The following is an 18,893-nucleotide window of genomic DNA, read 5'->3' on the forward strand; positions in this document are numbered from 1 at the left end:
TGGAGGTATCCGGACCCCGGAGACAGCCATAGCGCTCCACTCACCGCCGCAAGCCAGGCATGAACCGGACATTCGTCCCAGGCTCACCGCCCGTGCCGGCGCAACGTGACGACCTGGCTGGATCGGCGCGGCAGCCCCACCCCACCCACAGGCCACGCAGCCACCCGCCCACCCAGCCCGACCCGCTTTGCTCTGCAGCCATCCACGCACCACCTACGCTCCGTGCCCGCTGCAGGGATGGCTGCAGAGCAAAGGCGGCGCAGGAGCGGTCCCGGCCGGGAGACGGCGGTGGGTGCAAGGGCACGTCACCGCGCCGCCTGCAACAGGGCGGGCGCGGCGGTGACGATCAGGCGGCGGGCCAGTCCTGGGAGGCCAGACGCGGCGAGGCCGCCCCCGGTGGGGCGGCCTCGAGCCAGGAGAGGAACCCGGTGACCGTGGACCGTGCCATGGCGATCTCGACCGGGGCGTGGTTGCTGGTACAGCGCACGATCACCCAGTCGGCCGGCATGGAGAGCCGCTCCTGGCCCTCGGGCAGCCGGCGCCGCTCCACCGCGAGGGTCTTACGGGAAAGCACCCGCTTGGGGCGCAGGGCGAAGCTGAACATGCGGTACCAGCGGAGCTCGTCGCCGACGAAACGGCCGAAGCCGGGTGACCAGCCCCGGCCGTCGAGCATCGTGGACACCCGGACGCTGAGCCGGATGATGCCTCCGCTGCGGGTGAACAGGGCCCGCCGGATGAAGAGGATCAGAAGCGCCGCGAAGATGATCGCGATACCGATTCCGATCCCTTCCACGATCTCCATCGGCGGGTCGGCTCAGCGGGCCGGAGTAGCCGGGGTGGCGCTCTCGGCGAGGACGGTCACGCCCTCACCGGACACCGACAGGAACCCGCCCGCCACGTCGTACGCGAGCTGCTCGCCGCCGGCCTGCTTGATGCGTACCTGGCTGGGCTCCGCGAGCTGGCCGAGCAGGGGCGCGTGCCCCGGCAGCACACCCAGCTCACCCTCGGTCGTGCGGGCGACGACCATTTCGGCCTCGCCGGACCAGACCTTCTCCTCGACGGCTACGAGCTCGACGTGAAGCTGCTGTGCCACGCTGTCTCCTTGCTGCGGCGGCGGATTGCCGAAAGTCTAGTCGCGCCCCCGGAGCCCACCCAACGCGGGTGGCGAGAGCTGCGCCACGGTCACGCCAACCGGCCCCGGCACCCGCCGGAGCCCGTTGGCGCTCACGCTACTTGCTCTTCTGCACGAAGTCCGGGTGCTCCAGCAGGAACGCGTCGACCTGCTCGTTGCGCAGGGCCGCGAAGAAGTCCTCGGCGGGCGGCAGCAGGCGCTCACCCTGGTAGCCCCGGCTCGTCTCGACCGGGCCGCCGGGCAGCTTGATCGTCTCGATCGAGTCGGCCCGGATGCCCTTGAGGGCGAGGGCGAAGTCGACCACGCTGTTGCCCCGGCCGTTGAAGACCAGCGACTGGCCGGCCGCGCGGAGCACCCGGTCCAGCTTCACCGGCTTGGTCACCACGTCGGCACTGAACGCCTGGCTCACCATCGCCTTGACGAACTGCTGCTGGTGCCGCTGCCGGCCGTAGTCGGCGTCCGGCACACCGTTCTTCGGGTAGCGCTGCCGGACGTAGTCCAGCGCCTGCCAGCCCTTGAGGTGGGCGTTGCCCTTCTTGTACTCGGCCTGCGGGCCGAGGTAGCCGCCACCGCCCGCCTTGAGCTGGCGCGGCGTGCCGTCCGGCCGGAGGTGCTCGGACCTGACGTCGCGCTCGATGTACATGTCGACGCCACCCATGGCGTCGACGATCTTCTTGAAGCCGCTGAAGTTGATGATCGCCCCGGCGTCGAAGCGCTCGATCCCGGTGACCTGCTGCACCGTCCTGGCGAGCAGCTCGAAGCCCTGGGCGGCGCTCGGGTTCCGGCCGGGCACCGCGCTGCCGTGGGACATGGCGGCGTTGATCCGGTCGGTGCCGCCGGAGTAGTCGGCCTTGCTGAATTCGGGGATCTCCACCCGCAGGTCGCGCGGGAGTGAGAAGAGGTAACCCCGGTCCATGCCGGCGGGCACGTGCAGGATCATGATCGAGTCGGCGAGCGGACGGGCCTTCGCGCTGCGGGGGTCGATGCCCACCAGCAGGATGTTCAGCGGGCCCTTGATGTCGCTCTTCTTCTCCTCGGCCCCGGCCGCCTGGTCACCGAAGAGGTCGCCCTTGCCGACCGCGCCCTCGTAGCGGGCGACAAGCGCGTGGTAGCCCACCAGCACGGAGCCGCTGAGCACCATCATGACGACGCCGAGGATGGTGCAGACCCGGGCCCACCGCGGCACGCCACGCCACCGGGACCGCTTGCCGCGGTCCGTGCCGGCCTTGTCCACGACCATCTCCCATCGTCACGCCCACGACTGGTAGACGGGCGCGCGGATCCGTTTCGTTGCAGAGATCAACGCTCGTGATGTGAACGTCGTGTCACGAACGGTACCGCGCGGTATGGCGAACCGCCTGTCCGCGAACCGGGCAGCTGGTGACGAGGGGCCCGCAACAGGCGGAGGCCGCCCCGACACGAGTCGGGGCGGCCTCCGTGGAGTGTGAGCGGGCTCTCAGCCCTCCATCAGCTCCTTGGCCTTCTTCTCCAGGTCCTCAAGGCCGCCGCACATGAAAAACGCCTGCTCGGGGAAGTGGTCGTACTCGCCCTCGCTGATCTTCTTGAACGCCTCGATGGTCTCCTTGATCGGAACCGTCGAGCCCGGCACGCCGGTGAACTGCTCCGCGGCGTAGGTGTTCTGCGACAGGAAGCGCTCGATCCGGCGGGCCCGGCCCACCGTGACCTTGTCCTCCTCCGAGAGCTCCTCGATGCCGAGGATGGCGATGATGTCCTGCAGGTCCTTGTAGCGCTGCAGGATCCGCTTCACCTCGGTGGCGACCTGGAAGTGCTCCTGGCCGACGAACTCCGGGGCGAGGATCCGGGACGAGGACGCCAGCGGGTCCACGGCCGGGTAGATGCCCTTGTCGGAGATCGACCGCTCCAGGTTGGTGGTCGCGTCCAGGTGGGCGAACGTGGTGGCCGGCGCCGGGTCGGTGTAGTCGTCGGCGGGCACGTAGATCGCCTGCATCGAGGTGATGGCCTGGCCCCGGACGGAGGTGATCCGCTCCTGGAGCTCGCCCATCTCGTCGGCCAGGGTCGGCTGGTAACCCACGGCGCTCGGCATGCGGCCGAGCAGCGTGGAGACCTCGGAACCGGCCTGGGTGAAGCGGAAGATGTTGTCGATGAAGAGCAGCACCTCCTGCTTCTTCACGTCGCGGAAGTACTCCGCCATGGTCAGCGCGGAGAGGGCGACCCGCAGCCGGGTGCCCGGCGGCTCGTCCATCTGGCCGTAGACCAGCGCGGTCTTGTCGATGACGCCGGACTCGGTCATCTCGGCGATGAGGTCGTTGCCCTCACGGGTGCGCTCACCCACGCCGGCGAAGACCGACGTACCACCGAAGTTCCGGGCGACACGGGTGATCATCTCCTGGATGAGCACCGTCTTGCCCACGCCCGCACCGCCGAACAGACCGATCTTGCCGCCCTTGACGTACGGGGCGAGCAGGTCGATCACCTTGATGCCGGTCTCCAGCATCTCGGTCTTCGGCTCCAGGTCCGCGAAGGCCGGGGCCTTGCGGTGGATGCCCCAGTGGTCGTCCGGCGTGAGCGTCTCACCCTCGGTGAGGTTGAGGACCTCGCCGATCGCGTTGAACACGTGGCCCTTGACCGCGTCGCCCACCGGCACGGTGATCGGCGAGCCGGTGTCCCGGACCTCGGAGCCGCGGACCAGGCCGTCGGTCGGCTGCATCGAGATGGCGCGGACCATGTTGTCACCCAGGTGCTGGGCGACCTCGAGGGTCAGCGTCTTCTGGCCGCCGGAGAGCGTCACGTCCACGTGCAGGGCGTTGAACAGGGCCGGCATGGCGTCGCGCGGGAACTCGGCGTCGACGACCGGGCCGATGACCCGGACCACGCGACCCGTGGCCGTCTTGGTCTCTACTGGGGCAGTCATCACACTTCACTTCCCGACGCGGCCAGCGCGTTCGCGCCGCCGACGATCTCGCTGATCTCCTGGGTGATCCCGGCCTGGCGGGCCGTGTTCATCTCACGCGTGTACTTCTCGATCATCTCTTCGGCGTTGTCGGTGGCGCTCTTCATCGCACGCCGCCGGGCCGCCGACTCGCTGGCCGCCGACTCGATCAACGCCGCGTAGATCCGCGTGTTGATGTACTTCGGCAGCAGCGCGTCGAGCAGCGCCTCGGCCTCCGGCTCGAACTCGTACGCCGGCAGCAGGCCCTCGGACCGCGGACGGTCCTCGACCTGCATGGGGCCGATGATCTTCGCGACCGGCGTCTGGGTCATCAGGGACTTGAACTCGGTGTAGACGATGTGCAGCTCGTCGATCCCGAGCACCCCGTCCGCCCCGGCGGTGCCCTCCGCGTCGTCCGCGCCGGCCGTGAACGCCTTGATCAGCGTCTCGCCCACCTCGCGGGCGTCGGAGAAGCCCGGCTGCTCGGAGAAGCCCGTCCAGCTCGCCGCGATGTCCCGGTTGCGGAACCGGTAGTACGTCACGCCCTTGCGGCCGATGACGTAGAGCACCGGCTCCTTGCCGTCGGCCTGCAGCCGGGCGATCAGCGACTCCGCGGTCCGGATCGCGTTGGTGCTGTAACCGCCGGCCAGGCCACGGTCGGCCGTGACGAGCAGGACGCCGGCCCGCCGCACCCGCTCGCGCGGGGTGAGCAGCGGGTGGTCGATCCGCGCGTTCGAGGCCAGCGCCGTGAGCACGCCGGTGATGGCCCTGGCGTACGGAAGCGAAGCCTCCACCCGGGCCTGGGCCTTGGCGATGCGGCTCGTCGCGACGAGCTCCATCGCCTTGGTGATCTTCTTCATCGACTTCGCCGAGCGGATCCGTTGACGAAGAACGCGAACCTGCGCGGCCATCGTCAGCTCTCAGCCGGGCGGTCGGTCGAGCCGTCGCGGAAGCGGGTCACCGTCTCGCGGTTCTCCTCGCCCTCGAGCGGCGCGGCCGGGGCCTCGTTGAGCCGGGCCTCGTCCTCCTTGCCCAGGAAGACCTTCTTGAACTCGGTGATGGCCGAGTCGAGCGAGCCGATGATGTCGTCGTCCCACTTGTTGTCGGCGATCCCGGCCAGGACACCCTCGTGCTTGTGCCGGAGGTACTGGAGGAACTCCGACTCGAAGCGCCGGACCTCGCCCACCGGGATGTCGTCCAGCTTGCCCTCGACGCCGGCCCAGACCGAGACGACCTCCTCCTGCACCGGGTACGGCGAGTAGTTCGGCTGCTTGAGCAGCTCGACCAGGCGGGACCCGCGCTCCAGCTGGGCCCGGGAGGCCCGGTCCAGGTCGGAGGCGAAGGCGGCGAACGCCTCCAGCTCGCGGTACTGGGCCAGGTTGAGGCGCAGCGAGCCGGCGACCTTCCGCATCGGCTTCACCTGCGCGGCGCCACCGACCCGGGAGACCGAGGTGCCGACGTTGATGGCCGGCCGGACGCCCTGGTTGAACAGGTCGGTCTCCAGGAAGATCTGGCCGTCGGTGATGGAGATGACGTTGGTCGGGATGAAGGCCGAGATGTCGTTCGCCTTCGTCTCGATGATCGGCAGACCGGTCATCGAGCCGCCGCCCAGCTCGTCAGAGAGCTTGGCGCAGCGCTCCAGCAGCCGGGAGTGCAGGTAGAAGACGTCACCCGGGTAGGCCTCGCGGCCCGGCGGGCGGCGCAGCAGCAGCGACACGGCCCGGTACGCCTCGGCCTGCTTGCTCAGGTCGTCGAAGACGATCAGGACGTGCTTGCCGCCGTACATCCAGTGCTGCCCGATGGACGAGCCGGTGTACGGGGCGATGTACTTGAAGCCGGCCGGGTCGGACGCCGGCGAGGCCACGATGGTGGTGTACTCCATCGCGCCCGCCTCTTCCAGCTGGCCCTTGATCGAGGCGATCGTGGAGGCCTTCTGGCCGATGGCGACGTAGATGCAGCGGACCTGCTTCTTCGGGTCGCCGGAGCGCCAGTTCTCCCGCTGGTTGAGGATGGCGTCCAGGGCGACCGTGGTCTTGCCGGTCTTCCGGTCACCGATGATCAGCTGCCGCTGGCCCCGGCCGATCGGCGTCATGGCGTCGATCGCCTTGATGCCGGTCTGCAGCGGCTCGAAGACCGACTGCCGCGACATCACGTTCGGAGCCTGGAGCTCCAGCTCGCGGTAGCCCTCGTCGGCGATGTCGCCGAGGCCGTCGATCGGCTGGCCGAGCGCGTTGACCACGCGGCCGAGGAACGCGTCGCCGACCGGCACGGAGAGCACCCGGTCGGTGCGCTTGACCCGCTGCCCCTCCTCCAGCTTGGCGGAGTCACCGAGAACGACGACACCGATCTCCCGGACGTCGAGGTTCAGCGCCACGCCGAGCGTGCCGTCCTCGAACTCCAGGAGCTCGTTGGTCTTGGTCGAGGGCAGCCCCTCGACGTGGGCGATGCCGTCACCGGTGTCGGCGACGGTGCCGACCTCCTCGCGGGAGACGTCGGCCGTGTAGGAGGAGACGTAGCGCTCCAGGGCGCCGCGGATCTCCTCCGTCGAGATGGTCAGCTCGGCCATCCTCTGCTTCCTTAAGTATCAGGGGCCCGGGATACCTAGTACCGACCGGTCCGATGGCATCGAATCAGGGCTGCTCAGTCGCTGATCAGCGCTTCGCGAGCGCGTTGCGGGTCTCGTTCAGGCGGCGCAGGACGGTGCCGTCGTACAGGTCGGAACCGACCCGGACACTCACCCCGCCGAGCACGTCGGGGTTCACCGTCTGCTTGACGGACACCTCCCGACCGTACATCTCCGAGAGGCGGGCACCCAGGCGTCGCTCCTCCTCGTCATCCAGCGGAGCCGCCACGGTCACGTACGCGACCTGGCGGTCCCGCCGGTCGGCGGCCAGCTCCACCAGCCGGGTGAGCGCTCCGGTGAAGGAGCGTCCCCCGAAGCCGGCGAGCGCGGCACCGACGAGGTAACCGGTGATCGGCCGGGCCTTGTCGGCGAGCAGCTGGTCGGCCAGGGTGGCCCGCTGCGCGGCCGGGGCCATCTGGTCGGAGAGCACGTTGGACAGGTCCGGGGAGCCGGAGACGACCTGCCCGAAACGGAACAGCTCGTCCTCGACCTCGCCCAGCTCGCCGGCCTTGTCGGCGCTCGCCAGGAGCGCCTCGACGCCCAGCCGCTCGGTGCCGTCGAGCAGTTCCGACGGAGCCGACCAGCGGCCGGAGACCAGCGAGGCGAGCAGGTCGAGCGCGTCGGCGCCGATCTTGCCGCGCAGCATCTCGCCGAGCAGGCCGGCCCGATCCGACCCGGACCGGGCCGGGTCGGAGAGCGCCCGGCGCAGCCGCGGCTCGCGCCGCAGCAGGGCGGCGACGGAGAGGATGTCGTCGGCGGTGGTGGACACCGCCGACGGCTCCGCGCCGCGGGCGTACTCGTCGAGGCGGTCCGCCGCGACCTTGTACGACTCCCGGCTGGCGGCCTGCATCAGCGGGCCCCCGTGCTCTCGAGACCGCTCAGGAACCGGTCCACGGTGCCCTTGCGACGTGCCTCGTCGGCGAGCGACTCACCGACGATGCGGCTGGCCAGGTCCACCGCGATGGTGCCCATCTCGGTGCGCAGCTCGCGCACGATGGTGGCCCGCTCCGCGGCGAGCTGCTCCTTGCCGGCCGCGATGATCCGGTCGGACTCCTCGCGCGCCTTGGCGAGGATGTCCTGGCGGATGCCCTCGGCGTCGGCCCGGGCGTCGTCGCGGATCTTGGCGGCGTCGGTACGCGCCTCCGCGAGCTGGGCCCGGTACTGCTCGAGCAGCTGGTTCGCCTCGGCCTGGGCGGCCTCGGCGCGCTTGATGCCGCCCTCGATCGCGTCGACCCGGGCCTGGAACGTCTGCTCCATGCGCGGGAAGACGAACTTCATCAGCACGAAGCAGAGCACGATGAAGGCGATGCCACCGACCACGATCTCCTCCCAGGCGGGAATGATCGGGTTGTGGGCCGCTTCACCACCCTCAGCGGCGAGGAAGTACATGGGAAACCTCCCGGTCAGAGGGGGTGGATCAGGCGGCGGTGCCGGCCCAGATGAAGCCGAAGGCGATGCCCAGCAGCGCGAGCGCCTCGATCACGGCGAAGCCGATCCAGACGTACGGCAGGGTCATCCGCGACGACTCCGGCTGGCGGGCGGTCGACTGGATGTAGGCCGAGAAGACCAGGCCCACGCCGATGCCGGGGCCGATGGCGGCCAGGCCGTAACCGATAGCAGCGGTGCTGCCCGTTACCTCGGCAAGGATGCTCATTGGTGTTCCTCCTGGTTATCACGCGTGACGGTCACGCGGGACGACAACGGTTGGTACTGAAGTGGATCAGTGCTCTTCGGCGAGCGCACCCTGCACGTAGCTGGCGGTCAGCACCGTGAAGACGTACGCCTGCAGACAGATCACCAGGAACTCGAGGAAGGTCAGCGCGATGGTCATCGCCCAGGACAGCACCGAGACCGGCGCGAGCCAGGCGTTGGCGCTGAGCATCGCGAAACCGCCGAGCGTGAAGACCAGCAGGAGCATGTGGCCGGCGAACATGTTCGCGAAAAGACGGACGGCCAGCGAGAACGGCCGGACCAGGAACGTCGAGAAGAACTCGATCGGGATCAGCAGCGGCAGGATGTACCAGGGCGCCGGCGGGACCAGAGAGTTCTTGAAGTACTTGACGAAGCCGTGGTGCCGGATGCCGATCCAGTTGAACAGCACGTAGCTGATCACGGCGAGGAACGCCGGGAAGGCGATGTGCGAGTTCGGCGAGATCTGGAAGAACGGGATGATCGCGAACGCGTTCGTCAGCAGGACGAAGCAGAACAGCGTCGTGAAGTAGGGCGCGAAGCGCACACCCTGGTGCCCGATCATGTCGACCGCGATGTTGTTGCGGACGAAGCCGTAGATGGACTCGGCGAACCACTGCTTCTTGGTCGGCACCAGCTGCGGGTTCCGGTAGCTGGCCAGGAAGAAGATGATCAGGACGCCGACGGCGATCCACACCATCGCAGTGATCTTCGTGAACCAGAACGAGTCGTGCGCACCCCAGGGCAGGATGCTGGGCAGGTAGAAGTCCTCCACGCTGGGTGGGAATTCCGCCTGACCCTGAGCCAGGACGTTCGCCTGTCCGAACACCGCGTCCCTTCCTATTGAGGCGTGCCGAGCTTGCGCACGACCAGGATGATTCCCCCGGCCATGCCGAGCACGATCCCGATCCCGGTGGCGATGCCGCCGGTGTCGAGCCAACGGTCGACCAGCCAGCCGATGAAGCCCCAGACGAGCATGCCCCCGATGAGGTACGAGAGCGCGGTCCAACCCTGGCCGGCACCGGACGGAACGTCGCCCGGGCCGCCAGTGCTGGGGGGTTTCTGGTCACCGGCCATGACGGGGCGAACGATATCAGTCGAGCCGAAGAGGCTGTGCCTCACCCCCCGCACAACCTTGTTGTGTGGGACACGGGCGGGCGAAGTCGTCTGGAGGCACGCTACTCCCCTCCCGCCACTGAGAGAATGACCGATCGCGGACAGCACGGCGTGCCGTCCGGAGAATGGGACGGATCAGCGTGGCGACCGGCGCGAGTGCACGGTGGCCAGCCACCAGATGTGCACTCCGGTCCAGACCACGACGCCCGCGGCGATGCCCAGGGCGAACGGGACCAGCCCCGGCCAGCCGGTCGACGCGACCAGCACCATCACGCCGCCGAGCAGCGTCATCTTGGCGACGTAGACGCCCAGCCCGAACGGCAGCACGAGCTGCGGATCCCGGGCGTCGGCCCAGGCCAGCACCACCGTGGTGAGCGTGTAGCTGACCGCCGTGACGGCCACCCCGGCCGCCGCCCCGAGCGCGCCGTCCGCGCCACGGGCCAGCCCGCCGGCCACCGCCGCCACGGCGGCCATCAGCACCGAGGCGACCACCAGCACCGGAAGGTGACGCAGCCGCCAGCCCCGGTCCGCCACCGCCTCCGCCGCGCGCGTCCCCGGCTCAGCCACGGGGGTACGCCGGGAAGGCCCCGACCAGCTCGGTCACGTCGCCGGCGATCCGGCCCAGCTCGTCGGCACCCCCGGGCGCCTCCGGGTCGGTGCGCACCGCCCGCGCGATCAGGGTGGCGATCCGGCGCATCTCCCCCTCACGCATGCCCTGGGTGGTGACGCTCGGCGTGCCGACCCGGATGCCGGAGGCGACCATCGGCTTCTGCGGGTCGTACGGGATCGCGTTCTTGTTCAGGGTGATGCCGGCGGCGTCGCAGCGCGCCTCGGCCGCCGCCCCGGTCACCCCGGCGTCCCGCAGGTCGATCAGGGCCAGGTGGGTGTCGGTGCCGCCGGAGACCGGCCGCATGCCCTCGGCGGCCAGCCCGTCGGCGAGCGCCTGGGCGTTGCTGGCCACCTGGGAGGCGTACGCCCGGAACTCCGGCTGGGCGGCCTCGCGCAGGGCGACCGCCTTGGCGGCGACCGCGTGCATCAGCGGGCCGCCCTGGGTGAACGGGAAGACGGCCTTGTCGATCCGGGCGGCCAGCGACTCCCGGCAGAGGATCATGCCGCCGCGCGGGCCGCGCAGGACCTTGTGGGTGGTGCAGGTGACCACGTCGGCGTGCGGGACCGGGGACGGGATCGCCCGGCCGGCGACCAGCCCGACGAAGTGCGCCGCGTCCACCATCAGGTAGGCCTCGACCTCGTCGGCGATCTCCCGGAACCGGGCGAAGTCGATGAGCCGCGGGTACGCCGTCGCGCCGCAGATGATCAGCTTCGGCCGGTGTGCCAGGGCCAGGTCGCGGACCTCGTCGTAGTCGATCAGCTCGGTGTCGCGCCGGACGGTGTAGCCGACCGGGTGGAACCACTTCCCGGAGAAGTTCACCCGGCTGCCGTGGGTGAGGTGCCCGCCGTGCGGCAGGTCCATGGCCAGCACGGTGTCGCCCGGCTGCACCAGGGCCGCGTACGCGGCCAGGTTGGCGCTCGCGCCGGAGTGCGGCTGGAGGTTGGCGTGCTCGGCGCCGAACAGCTCCTTCGCCCGGGCGATGCCGAGCTCCTCGGCGCGGTCCACCTCGGCGCAGCCGCCGTAGTAGCGCCGGCCCGGGTAGCCCTCGGCGTACTTGTTGGTCAGCGTGGAGCCCAGGGCGGCCAGCACGGCCGGCGAGGTGAGGTTCTCGCTGGCGATCAGTTGCAGGCCACCGCGCAGCCGTGCCAGCTCCCCCAGCACCACCTCGGCGATCTCCGGATCTACGGCGCTGAGCTGCTGGAAGTCCGGCCCCCAGAAGGTGTCCCTCGCGTTCTCCACAGCGAAGGAGTCTACGGAGCCGCAGACTGGGAGCTGTGAGATGCCTCGTCACCGGCGCCACCGGTTACATCGGTGGTCGCCTCGCACCCCGGTTGCTGGCCGACGGGCACACCGTGCGCTGCCTGGCCCGCAAGGCCGGGCGGCTGCGCGACGTGCCGTGGGCGTCCCGGGCGGAGATCGCCGAGGGGGACCTGCGCCGGCCGGAGACGCTGCCGGCCGCGTTCGAGGGTGTGGACGTCGCGTACTACCTGGTCCACTCGCTCGGCCAGCGGGGCTTCGAGGCGGCCGACCGGGAGGCCGCGGTCAACTTCGCCGCCGCGGCCCGCGCCGCGGGCGTACGCCGGATCGTCTACCTGGGTGGGCCGGAGCCGGCGCCGGACCAGGAGGTCCCGTCGCCGCACCTGCGGTCCCGGGCGGAGGTCGGCCGGATCCTCCTGGACAGTGGGGTGCCGACGGCCGTGCTGCGGGCCGCGGTGATCATCGGCTCGGGCTCGGCCTCGTTCGAGATGCTGCGCTACCTGACCGAGCGGCTGCCGGGCATGGTCACCCCCCGTTGGGTGCGCAACCGGATCCAGCCGATCGCCGTCCGCGACGTGCTGCGCTACCTGGCCGGCTGCGCGGACCTGCCGCCCGACGTGAACCGGGGGTTCGACATCGGCGGCCCGGAGGTGCTCACCTTTCAGGACATGATGCAGCGGTACGCCCGGGTGGCCGGCCTGCGCCGGCGGGTCATCCTGCCGGTGCGGCCGCTGACCCCGTCGCTCTCCTCGCACTGGGTCGGCTGGGTGACCCCGGTGCCGAACTCGATCGCCCGGCCGCTGGTGGAGAGCCTGGTCCACGAGGCCGTCGCCCACGAGCACGACATCGCCCGGTACGTGCCCGACCCGCCCGGCGGCCTGACCGGCTTCGACCAGTCGGTCGCCCTGGCGCTGGCGAAGGTCCGCGACGGCCAGGTGGAGACCCGGTGGTCGACCGCGAGCGGGCCGGACGCCCCGGCCGAGCCGCTGCCGAGCGATCCGCAGTGGTCCGGTGGCACGTCGTACACCGATGTGCGGGAACGGGCGGTGGGCGCCCCGGCGGCGGCCCTGTGGCGGGTCGTCGAGGGCGTCGGCGGCGAGCACGGCTGGTACTCGTTCCCGCTGGCCTGGTCGGTGCGGGGGTGGCTGGACCGGCTCGTCGGCGGGGTGGGGCTGCGCCGGGGCCGGCGCGACCCGCACCGCCTCCAGGTCGGCGAGGCGCTGGACTTCTGGCGGGTTGAGGAGATCGTGCCCGGTGAGCTGCTGCGGCTGCGCGCGGAGATGCGGCTGCCCGGCCGCGCCTGGCTGGAGATGCGCGTCGAGCCGGCCGGCGACGGCCGCAGCCGCTACGTCCAGCGCGCCGTCTTCCTCCCGCACGGCCTCCCCGGCCACCTCTACTGGGCCTCGGTCGCCCCGTTCCACGCCGTCGTCTTCGGTGGCATGGCCCGCAACATCGCCCGCGGCGCCGAGCGGGCCGGCTCGCGCTGACCGTCAGTCGCCGGTGCGTGGGCTGGTGCGCTCGAAGGCCACCGTCTGGCTCGGCGGGACGAAGTCCAGGACGGGCTGGTCGCGCAACGCCCACGCGAGGAGGCGGCCCACGGCCTCGATCTGGCGGACCTGGACCCCGCCGCCCACGGCGTCCTGGGGGTTGTCCGGGTTCGCGGCGATCGTGGCCACGGAGAGCTGCGGCGTGAACGCGACCACGGTCTCCGTGGCGTTCCGCTCGGAGCTGCCGGTCTTGCCGGCCAGCGGCCGGCGCAGCCCGGGCTGGAGCTCCTCGGCGGTGCCGCCGTCGCAGCGGCGGTACATCGACTGGTCACCGACCGGGCAGCGGGCCGCGTCCGCCGCGGCCCGCGCCACCTCGGTGTCGAGCACCTGCCGGCAGTCCGGCTCACCGGCGGCCACCTTCCGGCCGGTCGGGTCGCTGATCGAGGTGATCGGGGTGGGCCGGCACCAGGTTCCCTCGGCGGCCACCGTGGCGTAGGCGTTGGCCAGGTCGAGGGGCGTGGTGGAGGAGACCCCGAGGGTGAACGGCCCCCAGTTCTTCGCGCCGTCCCGGGCCAGCTTCGCGTCCTCCGGCGAGCGGAAGACGATGCCCAGCCGCTCGGCCATCTCCACCACCCGGTCCGCGCCGACCTGCTCGGTCAGCCAGGCGAAGTAGGTGTTCACCGAACGGCCGAACGCGTCCCACATGGTGCGGTCGCCGTCCATCCACGCCGGGTTGGCGTTCTCCGGGCACCAGTGGCCCGCGCAGCTCGCCGGGCCGCCGTCGATCGGGTACCTGGTGACGAAGACGCCGGGAGCGTCGAACTCGGTGTTCAGCGGCAGACCGGACTCCAGCGCGGCCAGGAGGGCGAAGAGCTTGAAGGTCGAGCCGGCCTGGTAGCCCTCGATGCCCGCGCCGCCGGCGACCAGCTGGTTGACCGTGTTCGGGTAGTTCTGCCCGGCGGTCGGGTTCGGGGCCACGCTGTAGGCGCGGTTCACCGCCATGGCCAGCACCCGGCCGGTGCCCGGCTGCACCACTGCGGTCGGCGCCGCCCGCTGGTTGGTGTTCGGATAGATCCGCTGCACCTGCTCGGTGGCCTTGGCCTGCACGTCGGCGTCGAGCGAGGTGACGATCGACCAGCCGCCCCGGCGCAGCGTGCGCTGCCGCTCGTCGGCCGTCTTGCCGAAGGCGGGCTGGGCGTTCCACCACTGGGTGAACCAGTCGCAGAAGAAGCCCCAGTCGTTGTGCGCGGCGGGCACCGCGGTGCAGTCGTTGGGGGTGGCGCTGGGTTTGAGGTTGAGCTGCTCGGCCCGGGCCCGGGCGGCGTCCGCCTCGGCCACCTGGCCGGTCTCGACCATGCGGTCCAGCACGTACGCCCGGCGGCCCAGCGCCGAGTCGGCGTCACCGTTGATCGGGTCGTCGGTGTCGGGTGACCGGACCAGCCCGGCGAGCAGCGCCGACTGGGCCAGGGTGAGCTTGTCGGGCGTGGTGGAGAAGTAGCGCTTGCTGGCCGCCGCGATGCCGTACGCGCCGGCGCCGAAGTAGGCGATGTTCAGGTAGCGCCCGAGGATCTCGTCCTTGCTGATCCGGCGCTCCAGGGCCAGCGCGTACCGCATCTCGCGGATCTTGCGGCCGACGGTGATCTCGGTGGCTCTGGCCCGCTGCTCCTCGGTGAGCCGGGGGTCGCCGGCCAGCGCGTTGCGCACGTACTGCATGGTCAGCGTGGACGCGCCCTGCCGGGTGCCCTCCCGCCGGTTGGCCGTGAAGGCCCGCGCCACGCCGCGCACGTCGACGCCGTGGTGCTGGTAGAACCGGACGTCCTCGGCGGCCACGATGGCCTGCCGCATCACCGGCGCCACCTCCCCGATCGGCACGTCCACCCGGTCCTCGGTGTAGAACGAGGTGATCAGCGTGCGCCCGTCGCTGGCGTAGAGGTTGGAACGCTGGGCCGGCTGCGGCGACTTCAGCGACTCCGGCAGCGCGGCGTAGGGCATCAGGTTCTTGAAGCCGAGCCCGAAGACCAGCGCGGCCGGCAGCGCGGCAGCGGCCAGGGCCAGCCCGGCGAGTACGCCGGCGAGCATGACGGTGAACAGCTTGTCGAGATGGGCCCGGTTCATCAGCTCTCCCCGCAGGAGCCGGCCGTACGGACCCGTTCAGAATGACCGGAATCGGCAGTTTCGCCGCCATCTTCGGCGAAATGCGCAGGAAGTTCGCGAGGAAGGATGAACCTCAGGGCAGCAGCGCGGCGGCCAGCGGCTGGACGGTCTCCTCGATCTCGTCGGCCACCCGGCTGAAGCACTGGTCGCCGCGACCCCACGGGTCGTCGAGGTCGTCGGTGGGCAGCGCCGTGCTGCCCTGGCGGGCCGCGTCCGCCGCCGCCACCACCGCCACGCCCCGGGCGTACACCGCGTCGGGGGTGGCCTCCACCGGGGGCAGCCCGGCCCGGTCCAGCGCGCCGAGCAGCCGGCCGAACTCGCCGAGCACGAAGGTCCGCCCGGCGGCGTCCGGGCGCAGCGCCACCACGTACTCCTGCTGGTCGGCGGTGGCGGTGAGGACCAGGTCGGCGGCGTCGATCAGGTCGGAGCGGAGCCGGCGGGCGGCGAACCCGTCGACCCCACCGCCGCGCGAGATCACCTGCCGGGCGGCGGGCGGGTTCATCTCCTCGCCGGCGTGCCAGCCGCCGGTGCCGGCGCTGTGGCTGTGCACCAGCTCGTCGGAGCGAGCCGGGTCGACGCCCAGCCGGCCCAACCGCTCCCGCACGGCCACCACCAGCAGGCGCTCGGCCATCGGGGACCGGCAGATGTTGCCCATGCAGACGTGCAGCACGGTGAACGGCGGCACTCAGACCCCCCGCTCGTCGAGGATGTCCGGCACCACGTCGCGCAGCTTCTCCAGCGTCACCGCGCCCTGGCGCAGCACCCGGGGCACCTCGCCGGTCAGGTCGACGATCGTGCTCGGCACCGGGTCGAGCGCCGGGCCGGCCTCCAGGTAGGCGCGGACGCCGTAGCCGAGCTGGTCGCGGGCCTCCTCGGCGGTGAGCGCCGCGGGCTGGCCGACCTTGTTGGCCGAGGCCACCGCCATGGGGCCGGTCTCCCGCAGCACCTCCAGCGCCACCGGGTGCAGCGGCATCCGCACCGCCACCGTGCCGCTGGAGTCGCCCAGGTCCCAGGCCAGGCTCGGCGAGTGCTCCACCACGATGGTCAGCGCGCCCGGCCAGAACGCCTCGACCAGCTCGCGGGCCGAGCGGGGCAGCGAGAAGACCAGGCCGTCGAGGGTGTGCCGGGAACCGATCAACACCGGCGGCGCCTGCCGCGCGCCACCCTTGGCGTCCGCGAGGGCCTTCACGGCGTACGGGGTGAAGGCGTCGGCCCCGACGCCGTAGACCGTGTCGGTCGGCAGGACGACGAGTTCACCGTTCTTGACCGCCTCGATGGCCGCCTCGACGCCGCGGTCCCGGTCTGCCGGCGACCGACAGTCGTAGAGCATCACGAGGAGCCAGTCTGCCACGCCGGGGCGGCGTCGGCGTGCTGGCCGTCCGCCCGGCGGGACGCGGTCGCCCAGCGGGGCCGGCCGACCAGGTCACGGTGCTCCTCGACCCGCTCGTACCGGCCGTCGGCGGCGAGCAGCGCGGGCACCGCCGTGGCGTGGGTGTCGTCGTGCTCGACGCCGATCACGCCGCCGGGGCGCAGCAGCGCGGCGGCACGGACCACCACCGGGCGGATCACGTCCAGCCCGTCCGCGCCGCCGAACACCGCCTCGTCCGGGTCGTGGCGGGCCACCTCGGGCGGCACCACCACCGACCGGGGCACGTACGGCGGGTTGCACAGCAGCACGTCGACCCGGCCCACCAGGTCGGCGAGCAGCGCCGGGTCGGTGACGTCGGCGGCGACCACCTCGATCGGCCGGTCCCCCGCCGCGGCCCGCTCCGCGGCGTTGCGGCGCAGCCAGTCCAGCGCCGCCGGGGACCGCTCCACGGCCACCACCCGGGCCGACGGCAGCTCCTGGGCGACCGCCAGGGCGATCGCCCCGGACCCGCTGCACAGGTCGACGACCACCGGCGCGGCCCACCGGCGCGCCTGCTCGATCCCCCAGCCGGCGAGCAGTTCGGTCTCCGGGCGGGGCACGAAGACGCCCGGGCCTACCGCCAGCTCCAGATGACGGAAGCCGGCGACGCCGGTGAGGTGCTGCAGGGGTTCCCGGGCCACCCGCCTGTCGACCAGCGTGTCGAGGCGGTCGCGCTGCTCCGGGGTGAAGCCGTCGGCCAGCGCCAGCCGGCCGCGCGGCACGTCCAGCACGTACGCGGCCAGCTGCTCGGCCTCGGCGCGGGCCGCCTCCACCCCGGCCGCGGCCAGGGCCCGGGCCGCCCGGGCGACCACCAGTGAGGGGCGCTCGCGTTCTGACCCTTTGGACGGGTGTTGCGGGAGGGAGGTCACGACATAATCATGAAGCGTCGCGGGTCACCTCACGAGCGGGTGCGTCCGGGAGCACACCGACAGGAGGTCGCGAGTGGGCTGGCTCGACCGGGTCGAGGACCAGGTTGACGCCCTCCGGCGCGCCCGGGCGTTGCAGGAGGTCAGCCGCTCGGCGGAGGCGTGCGCGCTGCTGGACCGGGTCATCCGCACCACCGACGACCCGTGCGCGCGGGCGGACGCTCTCGTGCAGCGCCTCTCCGCACTGATCAATCTCGGTCGGACGGCGGAGTTCACCCGGGCCATCGAGGACGCCTCCGCCGCCGTCCGGGACCTGGCCGAGCCCTACCTGCACGGGCATCTCCACGCCCTCGCCGCGCTCGCAGCGCACCACCAGGGCGCGCTGGACCGGTGCGTCAGCCACCTGGTCCGCGCCGCCCGGGCACTGGGCGCCGACGACGACCCGGACCGGGACACCGCCTGGGGCTGGCACGACCTGGCGATGGCCTACTCCTACCTGAGTTTCCACGGCCACGCGCTCGGCGCGATCGAACGCGCCCGGCAGGTGGGGCTGACCGCCGGCATCCCGGAGGAGACCTTCGCGGCGCCCGGCATCCGGTTGCGCAACGCGGTGGCGCTGGACCACAACGGCGACAGCGACGGCTGCCTGCGGGTGCTCCGGGACGTGGCCGGCGACCTGGCCCGGTTCCTGCGCCGGGGGCGCGCCGGCAACCTCCGGCCGAGCAGCCTGGCCGCCTACGGCTACGCCGCGGCCCGCCGGGCCGCGCTCGGCGACCGGGTGGACTCCGGCGGGGACGCCGACCCGGCCCGCCTGCTCGCGCACGGCGGGGACAGCGCCCGCGCCCGCGACCTGCGCCAGCTCGGCCAGGTCTGCCTGGCCGTCGGCGAGGGCCGGCCGATCGAGGCGGTCACCCGGCTGGACACCATCCGGGTCTCCGACGAGACGCTGGGCGCCGCCGAGGCGCCCCGGCTGCGCAGCGTCGCGCTCGCCCGGGCCGGTGACCACGCCGCGGCGCACCGGGCCGACCGGCACGCCTTCCGGCTGGCCGCGCAGCGCAGCGACCGGCTGCGGGACGTCTACATCGACGGCATCGCCGCCCGGATCGACCACGAGGAGATGCGCCGCGAGGCCGCGCGCTACGAGGGCGAGGCCCTCACCGACCCGCTCACCGGGCTGCCCAACCGGCGCCGGCTGGAACGCTACATCGGCGCGGTGGTGGCCCGGGGCGAGCGGGTGGTTATCGGCGTCTGCGACCTCGACGGGTTCAAGGCGGTCAACACCCGGCACGGGCACCACTCCGGCGACCTGGTGCTGCAACGGATCGCCGGGGTGATCAACCGGGTGATGCGGCGGGGCGACTTCGTGTCCCGCTACGGCGGGGACGAGTTCGTCGTGGTGCTGCCGGAGACCGGCATGGCGGAGGCGGCCGAGGTGGCCCGCCGGATCCAGGCCGCCGTGCACACCGAGGACTGGGAGTCGCTCGTCCCCGGCACCCCGGTCGGCGTGAGCATCGGCTTCGCCGAGGTCGACGGGGGCACCGGCGTGAGCGTCCGGGAGGCGCTGGGCGCCGCGTTCGAGCTGGCCGACCGGGAGATGCTGCGCGCCAAGGACCGCCTCCGCGCCTCCTGAGCGCGGGCGC

General features: G+C 72.0%; 19 protein-coding genes. 2 read left to right on the forward strand and 17 right to left on the reverse strand.

The annotated features are described in order from the left end of the window. Positions 1-346: 346 nt before the first annotated feature. From ACZ6PY_RS09510 to ACZ6PY_RS09570, 13 genes are all read right to left on the reverse strand, one after another. Positions 347-802 (reverse strand): DUF2550 domain-containing protein, encoded by a 456-nt coding sequence (locus ACZ6PY_RS09510; RefSeq protein ID WP_466070818.1) that lies wholly within the window; start codon positions 800-802, stop codon positions 347-349. 12 nt (positions 803-814) lie between these two features. Then, positions 815-1,093 (reverse strand): F0F1 ATP synthase subunit epsilon, encoded by a 279-nt coding sequence (locus ACZ6PY_RS09515; protein ID WP_091318756.1) that lies wholly within the window; start codon positions 1,091-1,093, stop codon positions 815-817. Between the two features lie 136 nt (positions 1,094-1,229). Further along, the gene (locus ACZ6PY_RS09520; protein ID WP_466070820.1) at positions 1,230-2,372 is read right to left on the reverse strand and encodes an LCP family protein; all 1,143 of its coding nucleotides are present in this window, start codon (positions 2,370-2,372) and stop codon (positions 1,230-1,232) included. Between the two features lie 216 nt (positions 2,373-2,588). Next, on the reverse strand, positions 2,589-4,025 hold the full coding sequence (gene atpD / locus ACZ6PY_RS09525) for a F0F1 ATP synthase subunit beta (protein WP_262284740.1): 1,437 nt from the start codon (positions 4,023-4,025) through the stop codon (positions 2,589-2,591). Further along, complete coding sequence (locus tag ACZ6PY_RS09530) at positions 4,025-4,954, reverse strand: F0F1 ATP synthase subunit gamma (RefSeq protein WP_466070822.1); 930 nt, start codon at positions 4,952-4,954, stop codon at positions 4,025-4,027. The genes atpD and ACZ6PY_RS09530 overlap by 1 nt, the downstream gene beginning before the upstream one ends. Positions 4,955-4,956: 2 nt before the next feature. Continuing rightward, complete coding sequence (gene atpA / locus ACZ6PY_RS09535; protein WP_466070823.1) at positions 4,957-6,609, reverse strand: F0F1 ATP synthase subunit alpha; 1,653 nt, start codon at positions 6,607-6,609, stop codon at positions 4,957-4,959. A gap of 85 nt (positions 6,610-6,694) precedes the next feature. Beyond that, positions 6,695-7,516: a F0F1 ATP synthase subunit delta gene (locus ACZ6PY_RS09540; protein WP_466070824.1), complete on the reverse strand. Its 822-nt coding sequence runs from the start codon at positions 7,514-7,516 to the stop codon at positions 6,695-6,697. After that, positions 7,516-8,055: a F0F1 ATP synthase subunit B gene (locus ACZ6PY_RS09545; protein WP_466070825.1), complete on the reverse strand. Its 540-nt coding sequence runs from the start codon at positions 8,053-8,055 to the stop codon at positions 7,516-7,518. The genes ACZ6PY_RS09540 and ACZ6PY_RS09545 overlap by 1 nt, the downstream gene beginning before the upstream one ends. Positions 8,056-8,083: 28 nt before the next feature. Further along, positions 8,084-8,320: an ATP synthase subunit c family protein gene (locus ACZ6PY_RS09550; RefSeq protein WP_151461930.1), complete on the reverse strand. Its 237-nt coding sequence runs from the start codon at positions 8,318-8,320 to the stop codon at positions 8,084-8,086. A 66-nt stretch (positions 8,321-8,386) separates the two neighbouring features. Beyond that, the gene (gene atpB / locus ACZ6PY_RS09555) at positions 8,387-9,184 is read right to left on the reverse strand and encodes a F0F1 ATP synthase subunit A (protein WP_313718451.1); all 798 of its coding nucleotides are present in this window, start codon (positions 9,182-9,184) and stop codon (positions 8,387-8,389) included. A gap of 11 nt (positions 9,185-9,195) precedes the next feature. Next, a complete protein-coding gene (locus ACZ6PY_RS09560; protein WP_357345776.1) occupies positions 9,196-9,432 on the reverse strand; it encodes an AtpZ/AtpI family protein in 237 nt (78 codons plus the stop codon). Positions 9,433-9,606: 174 nt separating this feature from the next. Beyond that, a complete protein-coding gene (locus tag ACZ6PY_RS09565) occupies positions 9,607-10,038 on the reverse strand; it encodes a hypothetical protein (protein ID WP_466070827.1) in 432 nt (143 codons plus the stop codon). Further along, positions 10,031-11,320 (reverse strand): serine hydroxymethyltransferase, encoded by a 1,290-nt coding sequence (locus ACZ6PY_RS09570; RefSeq protein ID WP_466070829.1) that lies wholly within the window; start codon positions 11,318-11,320, stop codon positions 10,031-10,033. The genes ACZ6PY_RS09565 and ACZ6PY_RS09570 overlap by 8 nt, the downstream gene beginning before the upstream one ends. Before the next feature lie 35 nt (positions 11,321-11,355). Here ACZ6PY_RS09570 and ACZ6PY_RS09575 point away from each other — a divergent pair, with 35 nt between their 5' ends. Continuing rightward, positions 11,356-12,825: an SDR family oxidoreductase gene (locus ACZ6PY_RS09575; RefSeq protein WP_466070830.1), complete on the forward strand. Its 1,470-nt coding sequence runs from the start codon at positions 11,356-11,358 to the stop codon at positions 12,823-12,825. 3 nt (positions 12,826-12,828) lie between these two features. On the opposite strand, the gene ACZ6PY_RS09580 is transcribed toward ACZ6PY_RS09575, so the two are convergent. The 4 genes from ACZ6PY_RS09580 to prmC form a co-directional block, all read right to left on the reverse strand. Beyond that, positions 12,829-14,940 (reverse strand): transglycosylase domain-containing protein, encoded by a 2,112-nt coding sequence (locus ACZ6PY_RS09580; RefSeq protein ID WP_466070832.1) that lies wholly within the window; start codon positions 14,938-14,940, stop codon positions 12,829-12,831. A 112-nt stretch (positions 14,941-15,052) separates the two neighbouring features. After that, complete coding sequence (locus ACZ6PY_RS09585) at positions 15,053-15,664, reverse strand: arsenate reductase/protein-tyrosine-phosphatase family protein (RefSeq protein ID WP_466070834.1); 612 nt, start codon at positions 15,662-15,664, stop codon at positions 15,053-15,055. Beyond that, positions 15,665-16,309: an L-threonylcarbamoyladenylate synthase gene (locus ACZ6PY_RS09590; RefSeq protein WP_466072024.1), complete on the reverse strand. Its 645-nt coding sequence runs from the start codon at positions 16,307-16,309 to the stop codon at positions 15,665-15,667. After that, entirely contained in the window at positions 16,309-17,256 is a 948-nt protein-coding gene (gene prmC / locus ACZ6PY_RS09595; protein WP_466070836.1) for a peptide chain release factor N(5)-glutamine methyltransferase, read from the reverse strand. The genes ACZ6PY_RS09590 and prmC overlap by 1 nt, the downstream gene beginning before the upstream one ends. 73 nt (positions 17,257-17,329) lie before the next feature. Here prmC and ACZ6PY_RS09600 point away from each other — a divergent pair, with 73 nt between their 5' ends. Next, the gene (locus ACZ6PY_RS09600) at positions 17,330-18,883 is read left to right on the forward strand and encodes a GGDEF domain-containing protein (RefSeq protein WP_466070838.1); all 1,554 of its coding nucleotides are present in this window, start codon (positions 17,330-17,332) and stop codon (positions 18,881-18,883) included. The last annotated feature ends 10 nt before the right edge of the window (positions 18,884-18,893 follow it).

Source organism: Micromonospora sp. NPDC048907 (assembly GCF_055586885.1).